This window comes from Thioclava electrotropha (assembly GCF_002085925.2).
In the GTDB taxonomy this organism is placed as follows: domain Bacteria; phylum Pseudomonadota; class Alphaproteobacteria; order Rhodobacterales; family Rhodobacteraceae; genus Thioclava; species Thioclava electrotropha.
This window is the reverse complement of sequence record NZ_CP053562.1, coordinates 3,122,941-3,140,884: the sequence shown is the minus strand read 5'-3', so window position 1 is coordinate 3,140,884 and position 17,944 is coordinate 3,122,941. Positions and strand designations below refer to the sequence as shown.

Here is a 17,944-nt window from a genome sequence, read left to right as displayed (position 1 = left end):
GCTTCCGGAAACCCGAAAACGAATGATTTGAAACGAGGATTTTGAGATGCTTGTGAAGTGCAAAGAATGCGAAGCCGAAATTTCATCCAAGGCCAATCAATGCCCGCATTGCGGAGGGTCAACTCAGTCTCGGGGGACATCAATTATTAAGGCCATGTCTGGTCTCGCGTTGGCAGCCGTGAGCGTCAGCATTGGTGTTGGCGCGCCCGGACTGGGCTTCTTCGTCTCAATCGGTGTCGCCATATTCTTCGTATCGTACTCCATCCGAAATTTGGCTGCCTGACATGCCCTCCGAAGTCTTCCGATAGGAATGGCTGGTGCTCGGCGTGTATCGCAACCGAGCATATTTCATTTTCCCGCTTATCCACGAGAAAAAGCAGCTAATCGCGCAAAATACTGAGGTAGCTTAGTTTTTCCGAAATCTCGCTATATTTCGCGCAAGTATCTCAAACCTCAGCTTCGCCGAACGTGTATCGCGCCAATATTATTCATTTGGCGGAAAAAGCGGAGCACATCGATGATCACCGAACTGAAGTCGATCCCTGACATTTGGAAGCGGATGCCGAGCGAGATGCACGCACGACGCTTTCTGGAGGGTATCATTTGGTCGACCGGCAGGCACTGTCCGCATTGTGGGTCGGTGACCTCTTCGGCGCTGCGCGGCAGGTCCTGCCGACCGGGACTCTACCAGTGCCGAGATTGCCGTCTCCAGTTCACGGTTACCACGCTCACCCCGATGCACGGCACTAAGCTCGACTTGCGTATCTGGATCTGCGCCATGTTTCTGGTGCTCACATCGAGTAAGGGCATCTCCTCGGTCGTGATGGCGCGGCTGCTCGGCGTGAACCAGAAGACAGCGTGGAAGATGGGTCACGCCATCAGGGAAATGATGGACGACCGGAATGCCGAGCTACTGCCATTGGAGGACATCGTCGAAGTGGACGAGGCGTATGTCGGGGGAGCGCCGAAATCCCTTTCAGGCGCCTATAATCCAAGGGGCAAGGGCACTGGAAAGCCGCTGATTTTCGTGGCGGCCTCACGGGACGGACAGGCGCGCGCCAGAGTCGTTTCCGATGACAAGCGGGCGACGCTCGAGCCGGTTCTCCTGGAATGGATCGACCCCGAGACGACAAGCCTGATGACCGACGGCAGCAAGAGCTACAGGGGCCTGGGAAAAACCATGGCCGATCACCAGTATGTGATCCACAGCCAGAAAGAGTATGCCAACCCGGAGACCGGCGCCCACGTGAACACGGCCGAGGCGGTCATTTCCCAAGTGCAGCGCGCTTTGGTCGGGGTCTACCACAACTTGGGGCGAAAGCATCTCCAGCGATACCTTGACGAAATCGTCTGGCGGTGGAACCACCGCGATCCCGTCCGGGAAGTGGTCAAGCGCTGGAGCACGAAAGCTGGTGTCGAGCGGGAGAGATCGACGACGATCTGGAAGCCGATCCCGGTCGTTGACCAGATGCGCGTCTTGCTTCAAGGAGCGGTCGGCAAGCAAGTCCGCCGCTCGAAGGAATACGGACTATACTGGCCGTAGATTGAAGCGCGCATAGCCCATAGCCCGAACTTTTGAGATCACCGCACCAGCAGGATCGGCACCTTGCACGTTCGGATCATCTCAAGGCTCGTCGAGCCCACGAAGAGCGACCGCAACCGGGAGTGCCCCGAGGCTCCCATCACGAGGTGATCGAACTCTGTCTCGTCGATTAGCTTGCCGAGGGCTTCTTCCGGCTGGCCGGGAAGGATTCCAGTCTCTGCATCGCGTCCCGCACCCGAAAGCATGGCCTTCGCATCTTCGAGGCCCTTCTTCGCGGCGTCCGTCGCCGATCCGACCGTAACAATCTTTATCTCAAGACCGGCATAGAGCGGAGAGCGCGCCACATATTCGACAGCGCGCATCGCGCTGGAACTGCCGTCATATGCAACCAGCACCTTCCTAATCGGCCGGAACGCTCGTGACGCGATGAAGAGCGGCTTCGATGCGGCACGGACAACCCGTTCCAGGTTCGATCCGAGGTGGCCTTTGGCGAAGTCTGCAGCCTCGCCGCGCTTGCCGATCAGAATGATTTCGGCATCGTTCTCCTTCTCGGAAATCGCCTCGATCAGGTCACCGCGGCGCAGGTGTTCTGTCGCTTTCACGCCGGCCGCATCAAGGAGCGCCTTGGCATCCTCAAGGATGGCGCGTCCACGCGTGAGGGATAGTTTCGCGCGCTGCTCGTCGAGACTGGACATCTCTTTCAGCAGGGCACTGCGAGCCCCCAGAGAAATTGCACCGGATAAATCCGATCCCCCGCCGCCCTCGCGTCGGCCGAGCACATGCATCAGTTCGACAGCGAAGGCACCGCGCTTGGCGATCCACGCGGCATGGTCGCAGACGCTCTTCGAATACGAAGAGCCGTCCACAAGCGCGATGATTTTCTTGGTCATTAGTTTCCCTCCCTCAATGCGACATCAATTTGTCCATTGCGCCGGGCTCGTCATGGACGGCCAGCTTGTCAACGATGGTCTTCGATGCTTCATTCATGCCAACGATTTCGACCACCGATCCGTCTCGACGGAACTTCAGCACGGCCATGTCGAGGGCGGCAATCGAAGAGACGTCCCAGATATGTGCATGACTCACGTCGATCACCACCCGATCGGCCGCTTCCTTGAAGTCAAAGGCGTCCATGAAATTCTCCACCGAGGCGAAGAAAAGCTGTCCCGTGATGTGGTAAGTGCGCACGCGCCCGTCATCGGACAGCGACGAGGTGACCCGGAAGAGCTGCGCGATCTTGGCCGCGAAAAAGAGGCCCGACAGCAGGACGCCCACCAGCACACCGATCGCGAGATTGTGGGTGTAGACCACGACCGCCACGGTCACGAGCATCACCACAGATGACGATCTGGGGTGCGTTTTGAGTTGCTTGATCGATGACCATGAGAAGGTGCCGATCGAGACCATGATCATGACTGCAACGAGCGCCGCCATCGGGATTTGCGCGACGATGTCGCCGAGTGGAACCACCATCACGAGCAGGAATACTCCGGCAGCGAAGCAGGACAACCGCCCGCGGCCGCCAGATTTGATGTTGATCATAGATTGACCAATCATGGCACAGCCAGCCATGCCGCCAATGAAACCGGTGAGGGTATTTGCGAGCCCTTGCCCGATGCACTCTTGGTTGCGGTCCGAACTCGTGTCCGTCAGGTCATCGACGATGTTCTCGGTCATCATGCTTTCAAGAAGTCCGACAACCGCAACGGCCGCCGCGTAAGGCAGGATGATCGTAAGCGTCTCGAAATTGAGAGGAATGTCGGGGATCAGGAAGACTGGCAGTGTATCGGGCAGCGCGCCCATGTCGCCGACGGTGTGAACGTCCCAGCCCGTGACCATCACTACCGCCGTCAAGACAATGATCGTGACCAGCGGAGAGGGCACGGCCCGTGTGAGGTAGGGAAAGAGATAGATGATCCCGAGACCGGCCGCGACGAGGGGGTAGGTCTGCCACGGCACCCCGGTCAGCTCGGGGATCTGCGCCATGAAGATCAAGATGGCGAGCGCGTTGACGAAGCCGGTCATCACCGAGCGCGAGACGAAACGCATTAGGTGACCGAGCCGGGCGAACCCAGCGGCGATCTGGAGGAGACCCGCGAGCACCGTGGTTGCCAGCAGGTATTCGAGGCCGTGGTCAGCGACGAGCGTGACCATGAGCACGGCGGTGGCGGCCGTCGCCGCCGAAATCATGCCGGGTCGGCCGCCGGCGATGGCGGTTACGACCGCAATGGAGAAGGAGGCGTAGAGACCAACTTTCGGGTCTACGCCAGCTATGATCGAGAAGGCAATTGCCTCCGGAATAAGAGCAAGTGCGACGACGATGCCGGAGAGCAGGTCGCCGCGAACGTTACCGAGCCACTGGCGTCGATAGGCGTCGAGGTTCATGTTGAGAGTTCCGTTCCTATCCGGTCTGGCCTGAATGCCAAACCGGTCATCTTTGCAGATTATCTTGGTTAGCCCGGCGGGTCGGCGGCCGGGAGAGCCACTCAGGGATCGCACCCCAAGTCCAGATGATTGCGCTGGAGATAGCGGGCAAATTTCGGAATTGCAACCAGATGAGCACATCTCGACGCGATATGAGCGCGTTGCAAGTCATAACCGGGGGGCGACGAGTTTTCACGACACGCTGGCCGGCACGGCCGGATGTCTGCATTTACAGAGCTAAAGCGATCGCTTTTTTTGGTGGATAAGCGGGTTCATTTTAGAAGCTCTCTGATCCATGCTTTGTTCCAGGAGGAAAACCGTAGGGGCGTATGTCAGGCATCTTCGTAAAGAGGGCTCTAACATGCGTTTGCCTTTTCCGCGCATCGCAAGAGAAAGAATTTGAATTGGATGAGCCGACGAACGAAGAGGTTGGCCAAATGGTATGAAATGCCTTTCCACCAACCCACGGCTATGGTTGCGGGAATGAGTGGAGAGGGAAAAATCTGATGGACATCGAGGTTCTGGGCATCGGTCCGGTCAAGACTGTTTCAAGTGTTGTCGGACCGGACGAAGTCGGAGCGGTCGTATGCGCGAGAGCTGACTACCGCAATCGCGCGCCTCGCTACGCGAGATGACAACTCCTCGGGTCGGGCGATTGCTCAACCTGCGTCGATCAGCGTAAACACCAACGGGTCTTTGGTTGCTACCGGCTTAAAGACCGCTGGCAGGTCAACGGTTGCATGGGGCGCGCGGACGTGGATAGTTATGTAGCGCCACATAGTTAGTCGAGAAAATGTCTAAAGAATCAAAAACTTTACCACACACGCTTGTTGAGGCTGTTAAAGACAGTCGTGCAGTTTTGGTTTTGGGCGCGGGGGCGTCCTTGGAGTGCAAAAACAACAAAGGTAACCGTCCTCCGGATAGCGCAAAGCTGCGGAATATACTCGCTAAGAAATTCTTGGGCAAAGACAAGGATGATCGAGATCTCGCGATGGTCTCCGAGATTTCTATCTCGGCTGGTGCCGGTGAAGTGCAAGTTTTTGAGGAACTCTCTCGCTCGCTGTCAGGATTCGAGCCGTCCGACGCTCATAAGCAAGTAGCAGAATTCAAGTGGCGGGGCATCGCAACGACAAACTATGACACCATTCTCGAGCAGGCATACTCTTCAAGTGCAGTGGCAAAGCAGCACCTGTTGCCTTTCGTTAAGGATGCAGAGCCATATGACGATCGACTTCGAGCGTATCAAGACCCTCTACCATACCTAAAGTTACACGGCTGCTTGAACCATCGTCTCGACAAAGAAATTCCCTTAATCCTATCCCATGAACACTACCATCGATACAAGGCCAACAGATCGACCTTGATGGCGAGGTTGACCCAATGGGCTCAACACTCAGTATTGATTTTTATTGGATATAAGATAGCTGACGCGCACATTCGTTCTTTAGTTTATGATATTGATCCAGGCAGAAGGCCGCAATGGTATATTGTAACTCCCGGGGCTGACGAACACGATGAGCAGTACTGGCTGACAAAGAACATACAGATTGTTCGCATGAAATTCGGAGACTTCATGTCATGCTTAGATTCCGAAGTTCCTGCACTATTTCGTGGATTAACCCCGCCAGATAATTCACGAGCGGAGCCAATAACGAAGCATTTTCGCACTGAGGCGCAAGGATCGGATGCGCTTAAGAAATCTCTTGAGATCGATCTCGATTTTGTTCATTCTGGAATGCCATTTGACGAAGTTGATGCAAAATCTTTTTATTCCGGTTTCGAAAATGGATGGGCCGGAATATTTAGAAAGTTTGATTTTGCGAGAAAAACCGGTGAGAAAATTTTATATGATGCGCTCGACCGAAATGATGCGCCCGAGCAAAGATTTTTTTTGCTTCAGGGGGCAGGTGGATCCGGAAAAACAATCGCCTTAAAGCGAGCGGCTCATGACGCCGCAGTGATACTCGATGAGCCAGTTCTTTGGCTGAAAGAAAATGGCGCACTACATCCGGAAATTTTTGAAGAGTTATATGACTTAACTGGATTGCGTTGGAATCTCTTTGTTGACCATGTCGCGTTGCACTCGGATGCGTTGCAGCATCTTTTGGATCGGCTTAGATCCAAGAGAATTCCAATTACAATAATCGCCTCAGAGAGAGAAGCCGATTGGACAACGTACTGTTCCCGACTCGAGAAAGATCATCCGCCGGACATCTACTCCCTACGGAGCTTGACTGAAAGAGAGGCCGAGGATCTTGTCGATTTGCTTGAGCGCCACAAATGCTTAGGGATGCTTCAGTCCAAAACGAGGGAAGAGCGAATCGCGGCTTTCATGGCGGAAGATCGTTCGGACAGACAGCTTCTGGTGGCGTTGCACGAACTCACGCTTGGAAAGCCTTTTGAAGATATAATCTTAGAGGAGTATGAGAGGGTTCAACCAGAAGCCGCCCGAAGGCTTTATCTCGACATCGCAACAATGCACCAATTTTCCGTCACGGCTCGGGCTGGTGCGATCTCCCGGATCAGTGCGATACGATTTGACGATTTCGAGGAAAAATTCTTTGAGCCACTGAGGGGTTTGGTTCGAGTAATTGAGGACCGCTACACCGGAGACAAAGGTTATGCTTCACGACATAGCCGAATTGCGAAAATTGTTTTCGGTGTTAGCTGCTCAACAGATGAGGAAAAATCTGCTCAGTTCTCAAGGATTCTTGGCGGGCTTGATGCCGGTTTCTCTTCGGACAAAAGGATTTTGGAGGGCATTTGCAAAGGACGGTCGCTCGCGCAAATGTTCCGAGACGTGGAACATGGCCGAGTTATTTTTGATGCAGCTACTTCTGCGTCTCCAACATCTGCATTCCTCTATCAGCAAGGCGCTATTTTCGAGTACAGCCATAGGAAGGGAAATCTCGACCGAGCCCAGGAACTTGCTGAAACCGCCCAGGCTATCGATGGCAACAATCATGTATACATTCATACTTTAGCTGAAGTGGCACGAAGAAAAGCTAATGAGGCTACGTCTAAAATTAGGGCCGATCAGCTTCGCGGGGTGGCAAGATCTTACCTGAATGATATTTGGATTAAAGATGATGCCAGAAAGGATTTGTCATTTTGTAATTTGCTAATCGATGAAACCTTCAGTCAGCTAAAGCAGCTTCATCCTGATTCGAAAGAATACGAGTTCGTCGAGTTTGATACAAAGGTTGATGAAACTGTGTCTCGATTGAGAAAAGCGCAGCAAGATCACCCAAACGAGTCTGAGTTTCCTGCAGCTGAAAGTCGACTCTGGCAGATGCTTGGGGAGAGCGAATTGGCGAGGAAGTCCCTCGAAAGAGCGGCTAAAGCCAAGCCAAGAAATTCCGGTATATTCATTCGGCTGTCTCGAATTGTCAATCGGAAGGATGGGGTCGAGCGTGCTGTCGATATTCTTCAGGCTGGATTGGATAAGTTTCCAAGCGACAAAACCATACACTTTGAAATGGCTAAATTGCTTCTGACTTTGGATGACGTAGATGTAGGCCGCGTGGAGTTCTGCTTGCGCTCAAGTTTTTCCTCGGAGGATCATAATTTTGAAGCCCGTTTTCTAATGGCGGAGTTCCTGTTTTGGTGTGGAGAGGTAGAACAGGCAAAACAGCTATTTGAGCATATTGATCAGAGGGCTCCGGAAGGATTTCGAAGGCTCGCTCCGAAGATAAATGATGAAGTCACCGAAAAGCTCGGTCAATACGCGGGTACAGTCTCAGGACGTAGCGAACGCTACTTCTTTATACGATTCGGCGGTTATCCAGGACGCATCTTTGCCAACATTAGCGACCTCACTGATTGCGCCTATGAAGACCTACGTGACGGAAGTGCTGTCAGGTTTCGGCTTCGCTTCAATAGAAAGGGACCGGTTGCTTATCAGATCGTCTTATCGAAATGATTTATCAGATATTTTCGCAGCGAGAAAATTTAGTTCTGCGAAAATCCGCTGCTGACCTATTATCGATTGTATGCTGGGGCGTGGCTCGATCGAAAAGATGCTGGCATACGCAGTGCTGCTAAAAAATGGGTGGAGGCCTCCGTTATTCTAAATTCCCCTGCCAGCGTTGAATGCGCGTCGAGAGGTTGGAATGCGCACGGAAAAGTATTTTGGAGTGGAGCGGTTTCGTGAAGATTGAAAATATTTCGGTGCGGAATTTTCGCTGCTTTGGACCTGAGTGGACAAAGTGAGAACGGCGGCGCAATAGTCGGCCACGGTAGCGGCGGGATGATCCGGCTGCGGGCGGCGTAAAAGTCGGCCACTTTTGCCCTTTCTGGCGACGGGAGGGCGGGAGGATTTTCACCGTGGACTTGTATCGCAAGGTTCGACTTGCCTTCGCCGAGGGGATGAGCCAGCGCGAGGCGGCGCGTCACTTCGGGATTTCACGCGACAGCGTGCAGAAGATGTTGGCGTATTCGGTTCCGCCGGGCTACCGGCGCAAGGCGCCGATCAAGCGCCCGAAGCTGGATGGTTTCACCGAGATCATCAACGCCTGGCTGGAAGAGGACCGCGGCGTCCCGCGCAAACAGCGGCACACCGCCAAGCGGGTGTTCGAGCGGCTCCGGGACGAACACGGCTTCACCGGCGGCTACACGATCGTGAAGGATTACATTCGTGAGGATGACCGGCGCGGTCGCGAGATGTTCGTGCCGCTGGCCCATGCGCCCGGGCATGCCCAGGCCGACTTTGGCGAAGCGATGGTCATCATTGATGGTGTCGAGCAGAAGGCGCATTTCTTCGCCTTCGACCTGCCACATAGCGATGCCTGCTATATCCGGGCCTATCCGGCTGCGACCTCCGAGGCCTGGGTCGACGGGCATGTTCACGCCTTCGGCTTCTTCGGTCGGGTGCCGGTGTCGGTGCTCTACGACAACGACAGGTGCCTGGTGGCACAGATCCTGCCGGATGGCACCCGCAAGCGGGCCAGGCTGTTCAGCGGGTTCCTGTCACATTACCTGCTCCGTGACCGCTATGGCCGCCCCGGCAAGGGCAATGACAAAGGCAGCGTCGAGGGGCTGGTGGGCTATGCCCGGCGCAACTTCATGGTGCCGGTGCCGCGCTTCCCCTCCTGGGAGGCCTTCAACGCCTGGCTGGAAGAACAATGCCGCAAGCGTCAGGGCGATGTTCTGCGCGGCCATACCGAGACGATCGGCACGCGCCTTGACCGGGATCTCGAGGTGATGTCGGCGCTGCCGCCAGCCTCTTTCGATGCCTGCGATCAGGCGAGCGGGCGGGTCACCTCGCAGGCGCTGGTGCGTTACAAGACCAAAGACTATTCCGTGCCGGTCGCCTACGGCCACCGCGATGTCTGGCTGCGCGGCTATGTCGACGAGGTGGCGATCGGCTGCGGCGGCGATCTGATCGCGCGCCATCCGCGCAGCTATGAGCGCGAGGATGTCGTCTTCGACCCGCTCCACTACCTTCCGCTGATCGAGAAGAAGATCAATGCCCTGGACCAGGCCGCGCCGCTGACAGGCTGGGAGCTGCCGCCCGAGTTCGCGACCCTGCGCCGCCTGATGGAAGCACGCATGCTCAAGGCGGGGCGGCGTGAGTTCGTCCAGGTCCTGCGGCTGCTGGAGGCCTTCGAACTCGACGATGTGCAAGCCGCCGTGAAGACGGCCCTGCGCATGGGAGCCATCGGCTTCGACGCCGTCAAGCATCTCGTGCTGTGTCAGGTCGAGAAGCGACCGCCGAAGCTCGACCTCGACGTCTATCCCTACCTGCCGCGGGCCGAGGTCGGAAAGACCTCGGCGGCCAGCTACATGTGCCTGATCTCGGAGGAGGCCCGATGACCGACGCGCCTGATCTCCTGCTCGCCCATCATCTGAAGACGCTCAAGCTGCCGACCTTCCTGAGGGAATACGACAAGCTCGCGCGCCAGTGCGCCGCGGAGGGACAGGACCATGTCCGCTTCCTGGCCCGACTGGTGGAACTCGAGCTGATCGACCGCGAACGGCGGATGGTCGAGCGCCGCATCAAGGCGGCGAAGTTCCCGGCAACCAAGAGCCTCGACAGCTTCGACTTCAAGGCGATCCCCAGGCTCAACAAGATGCAGGTGCTGGAACTCGCCCGCGGGGACTGGATTGAGCGCCGCGAGAATGTCATTGCCCTCGGCCCGAGCGGCACCGGCAAGACCCATGTCGCCTTGGGCCTTGGACTGGCCGCCTGCCAGAAGGGCCTTTCCGTCGGCTTCACCACCGCCGCCGCATTGGTCCACGAGCTGATGGAGGCCCGCGACGAGCGCCGCTTGCTACGCCTGCAAAAACAGATGGTCGGATACAAGCTCCTGATCATCGACGAGCTGGGCTTCGTGCCTCTGAGCAAGACCGGCGCCGAGCTGCTCTTCGAACTGATCTCGCAGCGCTACGAGCGGGGCGCCACCATGATCACCAGCAATCTGCCCTTCGACGAATGGACCGAAACCTTCGGCTCCGAGCGCCTGATCGGCGCTCTGCTCGACCGGCTCACCCACCATGTCCACATCCTCGAGATGAACGGCGACAGCTATCGGCTTGCCCAAAGCCGCGCCCGAAACAGCGCCGACACCTGATCACATCGTTCAGATTTGGCCCGCTGGGCCAAAGCGCCCCGGCAGCCGCCAGCTATCTGAAAAGCGCAGCTGCCGGGGCGCGAAGCGTTCCCTCCGCTTCAATCCCATGCCCTCTCTGGTGGCAGACTTTTGCTCCGCCCCGTGGCCGGTTTTTGCTCCGCCGTTGACAGGGCGCCACAGCACGATTACTCCAATGCTACGCGCCGCAGCAGAGCACCCGTTTTGTAGCTATCCGAAGACAGCATCGGTCTCGCTGCCGACCCCGGACGTCGACAGCTACCTTGCGCCGGAGAAATCGGCGCAAAGTGTTGGCATGGGGCCGCACGTGTTCGACCCGTTTCACGTCGCTTCCCGATCTTCGCCCTCAAATTTCCACTGTTGCGCGCCACAGCGGATTTGCAAGGACAGGATCGCGGTCAGCAACAAGTGCACCTTATGTAACAAACATATGGATCGATGCGCCCGGCGCAAAAAATCGCTGAAGCTCTCATGAAAATATTTTTTAAGCTTTTCGAGGCTCGGCCGGTTCTTGGGTGAAAGGCTGTCCAGTTTGTTTCACAAAAAAAGCCTAAAACGATGCCGCAACGCGGCTCTTTCAGAGGGTTCTCTGATTCCTCTTATTCAGGGCCAGAATCTATATTATAAAACAAGGACTTGAAGGGCGTCACGACGCAATTCCTCCGCGAGATGACGCAGAAATTCCGTGAAAAGACGCAATTTCTCCGCGAAATGACGCAAAAATTCCGAGAGACGACGACATTTTTCCGCGTGTTTTTTCCTATGACTTCGCCAATTGAAGGCGCGAGTAGATGATTTTTGATGCGGCGATAACGACCGAATCCGCGAGCACTTGGTTGGATTGAGATCGCTCCGCAGGCCACGCGTGGGGACCTTAAGCATCTGCGGATTGCTCCTCTGGCCCATTTTGATCCGCCAGATCATGTCGCTTTCAGCGTAGTAGACGGTATGGACTACGATCCACGCCGGGAAATTCGCGCTGCGGCGGGTGAATTTTTTGCAACATCGTGGCGACAGATCGCTCTGAAGTTTGGTCGCGACGCGTACGCCGTAGCGCCTATGCGTTCGATCTCCTCGCATGGCAAGATGCGGATGAACCGTTGTCTTCCTGTCGCTTGCCACTCTTGTGCGTGGCGGTGTCGCTGGGAGCGAACCAATCTGCTGATCACCCAACGGCAGAGCACAGAAGCGGTCATTTCGCGCAGAAAATCGATGGTCGTCTGGCGCCCCGTGCGGGGCGACCTTTGGCGGTGTCATGGTCGTAGCAATGGCGACAGCCGTCGCACGAGAGGGCGGCAGGTCGATCTGGAACGTCTCCCGTCGTCAGGCGATGCCCGTACCCAGGAGAAAAGGGCAGGGGCCGTCTGTCACCGGCAGATCCTCCGGGTACGAGCCTTGCTTAATCGGCCGCCGCCTTCCTGACTGCCTGGCGAAGTTGACGAAGCAGACGCTGCATTCGAACCGGACGATGTCTTCGTTCGCGAAGGATGATCGCCTCGATCAGCCGGGCGTCGCGCCGGTCACCTTCGCTGAGACCGGCGCTTTGATAGGGGGGCAACGCTGAGCTATGTCGGTCCTCTGGGTGATGGACAAGAAGCCGTAGCACGCGATCCACGCGCCGTCGCGAAGATTGAGCGGAGTGATCACGGTCGCGCGACGCGTCAACGTCGAGGCCCTCAATATAGGCAGCCGGCCGGCCCGGGATCGAGAAATCGAGATGAAGCGGCTCTTGGCCGATACATCGTCGTGCCTGCCGCCAGGGCTCAAATGTCTCCGAAGACGTGGGGCGCTGGCGCCAAACTTCAGATAGTTTTTCCGAGTACCCGAGATCGGAACCAATTCCCCTCCAGATCAACACAAACTGGAGACCATCATGATCTTTCCCCCGGATGAAATTTTCACCGCTGCGGAAGCTGCGACCGAGCTGAACAGGTCGGAAAAGCAAGTTCGTCGCTACCTCGCATCAGGACTCCTCGGCGGCGATCGAAAAACCGGTCATTGGAAGACGACAGCGCTCGAAATCTGGCGTTTCAAGAACATTGCCGACGAGATGCTGGAAAACTGGCGTCGCTACTGCCTCGAACTCGAGGCGCGCGAGGAATTCGAAAAAATCAATAAAAACAATGATCAAGAAGATACGGGGAAATAGGAGGGTCTGCACGGGGTGGGAGTGCAGACCCTCCAGTTCCCCCCGATGTCCTCCGATGACTGCCAATGTCCCTCGGTGTCCTCCACTGGCCACTCAAGGCCCCCCCGTTCCGAATTTGGCGCGCACCGGCGGTGGTTTTCATCGCGAAACCACCGCCGGTGCGCGCCCTCTCAACACAAAAAAGGAAGAGCAGAAAGATGATGCAGGAAACGACGATTACCCCGGCCAATGACACCAGGGACCTCGAGCGCGCGCTTTGGCTTTCGAAACTGACGCCGGCATCCCGCAACGCGACGATTGCCAGTCTCCGTACACTCACAGGCGTAATCGGGCGCGATGGCAGGCTTTCTGTCAACGAACTCGAGGACATCTTGCTCAACTCGTCCGAGGAGGTGCGCGCGGAACTCGGAGATCGTGCGGCTCAACTCCTGTCCGACGCTCGGCGTGCCCTACGGGTCTGGTCCGACGAGCCGACCCGCTGGTTCGCCTCGAACCTTCGAGGGCGCATCCCGACACTCCGCGACGCCCAGGAGGCCGCGGGCCTTACGATGACCCCGGATGAGGCCAAGCGGGCCTCTTCGGCTATGGAAGCGCTCGCGTCCGCCGAGCAATGCGCGACAGATGACATCGCCGCAACCGAGGCTACGATATCGGCTATCTTCAAGCGGTTGTCGCCGGAGGAGGTCGGCTGCACAAAGAAGAAGACTTTCGAAAACAAACGATCGCTCTGCCTGCGAGCCGTCCGTCTCGTCGATTGCTCTCGCAAGAAGGCGCGCAAGAACGACCTCGCCAACATGTCCGAAGCCGCGAAGCGGGCGTTGACTGCAGTTGAAGAGCGGCTGAAGGAGCATGAAACCAGCGCTCTGGCCATTGTGCGGCGTTTCGTTCTTTTCGCCGATCACTTCGGCGCGGATCTCGAAAATCTCGATCCGGACTTGCCGCTTTCCTTCTACGAGGCTGAACGGTCAAACTTCTCGAACAGTCATGAGGAGAAACTGCGACGCTTCGTGCGAGTGTGGAACGAAGCAGCATGCGTGACTGGCCTGGTCACGGAATTGCCCCCGCCAAGGCTCCCTGTCCTCCGCCAGGCGTCGGTTGCATGGGATGATGTGCCGGAATGCATCCGCGTCCCGCTGGATCGGATCCTCGAAAAAGCTGTGTCTGCGCGGCTGGAATGCGCCTGGGAAGATCTGGTCTCCGAGAGCATGGACGATGAATATGCCGAGTTCGGCATATTCGACGATGCCGGTACCGATGCGGAACAAGAAGACGCGGCGATCGTGATAGAGCCGGGAACGCGGAAGAATTGGCGTGACGCTGCGAAACGTGCCTGGCACGCGGCTGAAGAGGACCATCGGATCACGAGTAAACCGGAGTCGCTGGAGGACCTCTTCGACGTCTCGGTTGCCAAGGCAATGGTCGTCGGCGCACGCAAGGCCCGAAGGGCGCGCATGGAGGTGAGGGGGGAGATCTGGAATGCCAAGGAGAAAGGCCGCTATGAGCATTCCCTCGTCGAGACGTTGTGCGCCATCGCGCGCCACATCGGGATCGACGAGAGGCGGCTGAGCGCCCTTGAGGAATTCAAGGTGTCCATAGACCCGATGGTCGTGGCCACGAAACTGAAGAAAGACGGGACGAAGACCCGTGTCTACACCAGCCGCAGGATCGGCAAGAGGCACAAAGTCAAACTTGCGCGTTTTTCCGAGGAAAGCCGGCTGCGTAGGTATTTCGAGGCCCCCGGCGAGCTTTGGAAAATGGCATGCAAGGGCCTGCAGAAGGGTCGGCGCCCGAGCAAGCAGCATATCGCTTTGGCTCGTAACGCGCTCTTTCTTCGGATTTCCCAATACACGGGCCCGCTGCGCAGAACCAGCCTTGTTGGGCTGCGCCACGAAGGCGACGACCCGCATCTGATCCTTCCCGCGGGCAGTGGCACAGGCACGCTCATGATCCCAGCGATCGAGACGAAGACGCTGAGCGAGTTGCACATCCAGATCGATCCAGAGACCGTGAAGATGATCAAGTACTACATCGCGCATTTTCTCCCCGAGGTCCGGCGCCTTGCCGGTGCCTGCGGAGGCAATCCGCACCTCTTCCCGGGCTATCCGACAAAGAACGACGAGGCGTCCAAGTATGCGCCAGGCATGGGCCACATGTGCAAGGAAAAGGCCAACAATACCTTTCGCAATCAATTGTGGCGGCATTTCAGGATCGACCTGAACCTGCATGTCATGCGGCATCTCGCGGGCAAGATCATTCTCGATCAGGATCCCAGTGCCATGGAACTCGTGCGGATCCTGCTCGATCACCGGCGCCTCGAGACGACGCAGAGCTACTACGCCGAAGTCAACGCGATCATCGCTCAGCACCGCTATCTGCATCTTCTCGAAAAGAGCCAGCGGAGCGTCCTTGCGAAGGTCAATTTCAAGCTCGTGGAGGATCCCGCATGCCGAAACACCGGGTAACCGCACCGCGCGACGCGTGGCCGGACGTCCTGCGCGTCCGGTTCGACGCGCTGTCGCTTTCGGACCATCAAAGACACCGGCTGGGCCAAGCACTCGGGCGGTGGGTCCTGCTCGCGCCGGACCCTCTCGAGGTGACGCGGCAGACGTGCGAAGCCGTGATCGCACCGATCCAGCGGGCGCGGAGGGGCGTGGCGGCGAGCATGCGGCAGGTCCTCGGGCTCGTTTTCCCCGAGGCCGCGCCCATGCTCTATTCCCTGCGCGAACCGAGGCGTCGCAACCGGCGCGACCCGCGGACCGATTTCGCGGAGCATCTGAAAAGACATCTGGGACGATGTCCGCAGGAGTGGCAGGATCGCGCCGCGCCGATGTTGATCGTGGACCCGGACGGCCTCGGAGATGGCCTGCTGGTCCAAGTATGGGCTGCCTCGACGCTCAAGAGGCGCGTGGAAGCGGCTGGCCGATACTTCGACTGCTGTCGCGTATCTGGCCTGCCATGCGTTCTGCATTCTGCCGGGGTGAAGGCCCGTCTGCGAGAACTGCAGGAGGCTGGCAGTAGACCGGCCGCCGCAACTATTGAGATCGCGAGCCTGCTTGCGTTCTCAAGCGCCCTGTTCCCAGAAAAGGATCATGGCTGGCTCGAAAAGACCCATCGGAGCCTGAAGAAGATCGCTGCGGCCTCCCCGTCACGCAATGCCGGGCGGGCTCTTCCCGCCGACGATCTCAGGCAGTTTGGTCTGGAGATATTCGCCTTGGCCGATCGAAAGTTTGAGGAGGCACGCCTCCGGCGTGATTTCGAAGAGGCGCATATGCTGGCGCGGACAGCCCTGGCACTCGTGTTGCTCACCGAAGCTCCGATGCGTGTCGGTGCGCTCGCCTCTATCGATGTCACACCCGGCCTTCTGTCGCGCCTCGGCGTGATACATGTCGAGGGGTGCTACACGAAAACAGGCGAGGCGGAGACCAGGCTCTTCAGCGGCGACGCCGTGCGGTGTCTGGCGTCCTACATTTCCCGGCACCGTGCCGCGATGGCGCTGCCCACAGAGAACAAGCTCTTCGTCGGCGACAACGGTCTTGCGGTGCTCGGAGCGACGCTCTCAGAAAACATCGGACGCCTGACTGAAGAACAGCTGGGCCGCCGAGTCACTGCTCACCCAATCCGCCATTCGGCCGCGAATTTCATCGTGGCACGCGCGCCCGAGGAGGCCGCTCTCGCGTCGGTCATTCTTGGCCACCGCACGTCCGGTGTGACACCGGTTTACACACGCCGGGCCGGGCAGGTCCTGGCGAGCCAGTCGCATGCGGAGGCGGCAAGGCGCACTGCCGAGCGGCTCGGTGCCGATACAGAGGTATTTCGTCGAAAAACCGGGAAAGCCCCGCGCAGAAAACGGCAGGACCGGGCTCTTCGAAAGAAGCGGTAGGACGTTGCCGAACCGGCGCCGCGGTAGTCGGTGCCCGCGTTGATCGACGTGTAGCAGGCCGCGCGCCCTGGGAGGGAAATGGAATTCGATACCCATGGCAGCGTGGTCGTCGGCGCATTGCAGCCGGCTGTCATGGCCCCTGGCGCGAAGGCACACCAGCCTGAGGCCAAATCTTCGCGGGAAAGCAGTCCGCTCCCATGGCGAGGCTTTTAGAAACACCAGGTTTGGAAACTGCTGCCGGCGATCTCGGCGCGCCCTTTCTCGCGAGGGCGCGCCGGTCTCAGCCGGACAGCGCGAACTGAAACGAGGGTCGGCAAATGGAATTCCTCTGGCTGCTACCGGGAACGCCGACCTGAAACCCCGTCCAAGGAAAGGAGGCGAGGACGCTTGATGCGGACACGACTGTCCGCGCAAGGAACAAGGAGAATGAGATGTCCCCAACATCAGATGGCAAGCGCAGTGAAGCCGCGGTGCGAGCCGCCGAACAGTTCGTCACGCGAAAACATCAGGAGCTCGTCCATGGGGCGGGGCTTCTGGGAGGCGTCGGCGCGCAGGGTCGCTGCGTGAGGTTGACCGCGCGCTTGCGGCGGGCCGATCGCATGGACCGACATTGCTGGCGCGAACTGCGGTGGCTGCGCGATCTGTTTTGTCTGCAGATCGGTGATGATCCCGAAGCACTTGGCGCGGCGCATTTCTGTGCACTCTCTCCGGACGACCCGGCGGTGCATGATCTGTGCCTGCTGGCGGAAGCGCTTGGCGACCTCCTCGCCGAAATCGACAGAGTGCAGACGCAGGCCGTTTCGGAAGAAACCGACAATGCGGGCCGCGACGCGGCCTGACCTCTCCGCCGGCGTGCGCGCCGGCGACTTGAATGGCGGTCGCATGGTGCGCCGCCGGAAAACCAAGGATTGGTCATGCGCAATACATATCTTCAGATGCCGCTGGAGGATCTTTTTACAGAAATCTTGCTGGAAACCCGGCAGATCAGTGACGGTCTCGGGCATACCGACATCTTTCCCACCGCAGCCGAAAGGGCATGCCATCTGCGTGACCTCGCGATGCTTTCCGGCAGGAAGTGGATCGACACCGACGCGGTCAGGACCCTCGAGCCACTCATCCGCCGTCTCGACGAGGAGCTGGATGACGAGACGATCGCGATCGTGCAGGTGTTTCACGGCCACAACGATCCTGAGCACGGTGCAGTGGGGTCGGTGGAGGCGCGTCGAGACCTGACCGAAAAAGGGAAGACCATTCTCTCGCTGCTGCAGAGCTTCCGCCGTCTACGGTGCATGATCGAGATCGCAGACGCGCGGGTGAACGCGGAGAGGCTCGTAAACCGGCGCCTGCAGGTCTGATTC

11 protein-coding genes and 1 other annotated feature are annotated in these 17,944 nt (G+C 58.1%); of the genes, 8 read left to right on the top strand and 3 right to left on the bottom strand.

Going from position 1 to position 17,944, the window contains the following annotated elements:
- The first annotated feature begins 517 nt into the window (after nucleotides 1–517).
- Nucleotides 518–1,543 (top strand): IS1595 family transposase, encoded by a 1,026-nt coding sequence (locus AKL02_RS14960; RefSeq protein ID WP_083079917.1) that lies wholly within the window; start codon nucleotides 518–520, stop codon nucleotides 1,541–1,543.
- 38 nt (nucleotides 1,544–1,581) lie between these two features.
- On the opposite strand, the gene AKL02_RS14955 is transcribed toward AKL02_RS14960, so the two are convergent.
- On the bottom strand, nucleotides 1,582–2,433 hold the full coding sequence (locus tag AKL02_RS14955) for a universal stress protein (protein ID WP_083079915.1): 852 nt from the start codon (nucleotides 2,431–2,433) through the stop codon (nucleotides 1,582–1,584).
- Nucleotides 2,434–2,446: 13 nt separating this feature from the next.
- Nucleotides 2,447–3,928 (bottom strand): SulP family inorganic anion transporter, encoded by a 1,482-nt coding sequence (locus AKL02_RS14950; protein ID WP_083079913.1) that lies wholly within the window; start codon nucleotides 3,926–3,928, stop codon nucleotides 2,447–2,449.
- A gap of 67 nt (nucleotides 3,929–3,995) precedes the next feature.
- Nucleotides 3,996–4,054 (bottom strand) — a sequence feature (sul1 is cis-regulatory element that is thought to sense ions involved in sulfur or methionine metabolism; They are found in Alphaproteobacteria).
- Between the two features lie 706 nt (nucleotides 4,055–4,760).
- Here AKL02_RS14950 and AKL02_RS14945 point away from each other — a divergent pair.
- The 6 genes from AKL02_RS14945 (at nucleotide 4,761) to AKL02_RS14920 (ending at nucleotide 16,586) form a co-directional block, all read left to right on the top strand.
- Nucleotides 4,761–7,889, top strand: a complete 3,129-nt coding sequence (locus AKL02_RS14945) for a P-loop NTPase (protein WP_083079911.1) — start codon at nucleotides 4,761–4,763, stop codon at nucleotides 7,887–7,889.
- Between the two features lie 395 nt (nucleotides 7,890–8,284).
- A complete protein-coding gene (istA, locus tag AKL02_RS14940) occupies nucleotides 8,285–9,781 on the top strand; it encodes an IS21 family transposase (RefSeq protein WP_198453306.1) in 1,497 nt (498 codons plus the stop codon).
- Nucleotides 9,778–10,539 carry an IS21-like element helper ATPase IstB gene (gene istB / locus AKL02_RS14935; protein ID WP_198453196.1) on the top strand — a complete coding sequence of 254 codons (762 nt, stop codon included), beginning with the start codon at nucleotides 9,778–9,780 and terminating at the stop codon, nucleotides 10,537–10,539. Before istA ends, istB begins: the two co-directional genes overlap by 4 nt.
- A gap of 1,891 nt (nucleotides 10,540–12,430) precedes the next feature.
- A complete protein-coding gene (locus tag AKL02_RS14930; RefSeq protein ID WP_083078976.1) occupies nucleotides 12,431–12,706 on the top strand; it encodes a hypothetical protein in 276 nt (91 codons plus the stop codon).
- 197 nt (nucleotides 12,707–12,903) lie between these two features.
- Nucleotides 12,904–15,168, top strand: a complete 2,265-nt coding sequence (locus AKL02_RS14925; RefSeq protein ID WP_083078977.1) for a site-specific integrase — start codon at nucleotides 12,904–12,906, stop codon at nucleotides 15,166–15,168.
- Entirely contained in the window at nucleotides 15,150–16,586 is a 1,437-nt protein-coding gene (locus tag AKL02_RS14920; protein ID WP_083078978.1) for a tyrosine-type recombinase/integrase, read from the top strand. Before AKL02_RS14925 ends, AKL02_RS14920 begins: the two co-directional genes overlap by 19 nt.
- Nucleotides 16,587–17,029: 443 nt before the next feature.
- Here AKL02_RS14920 and AKL02_RS14915 read toward each other — a convergent pair whose 3' ends face one another.
- Nucleotides 17,030–17,470, bottom strand: coding sequence for a hypothetical protein (locus tag AKL02_RS14915; protein ID WP_133051985.1), 441 nt, complete (start codon nucleotides 17,468–17,470; stop codon nucleotides 17,030–17,032).
- 30 nt (nucleotides 17,471–17,500) lie between these two features.
- Here AKL02_RS14915 and AKL02_RS14910 point away from each other — a divergent pair, with 30 nt between their 5' ends.
- Complete coding sequence (locus tag AKL02_RS14910) at nucleotides 17,501–17,941, top strand: hypothetical protein (RefSeq protein ID WP_083078980.1); 441 nt, start codon at nucleotides 17,501–17,503, stop codon at nucleotides 17,939–17,941.
- Nucleotides 17,942–17,944: the final 3 nt, after the last annotated feature.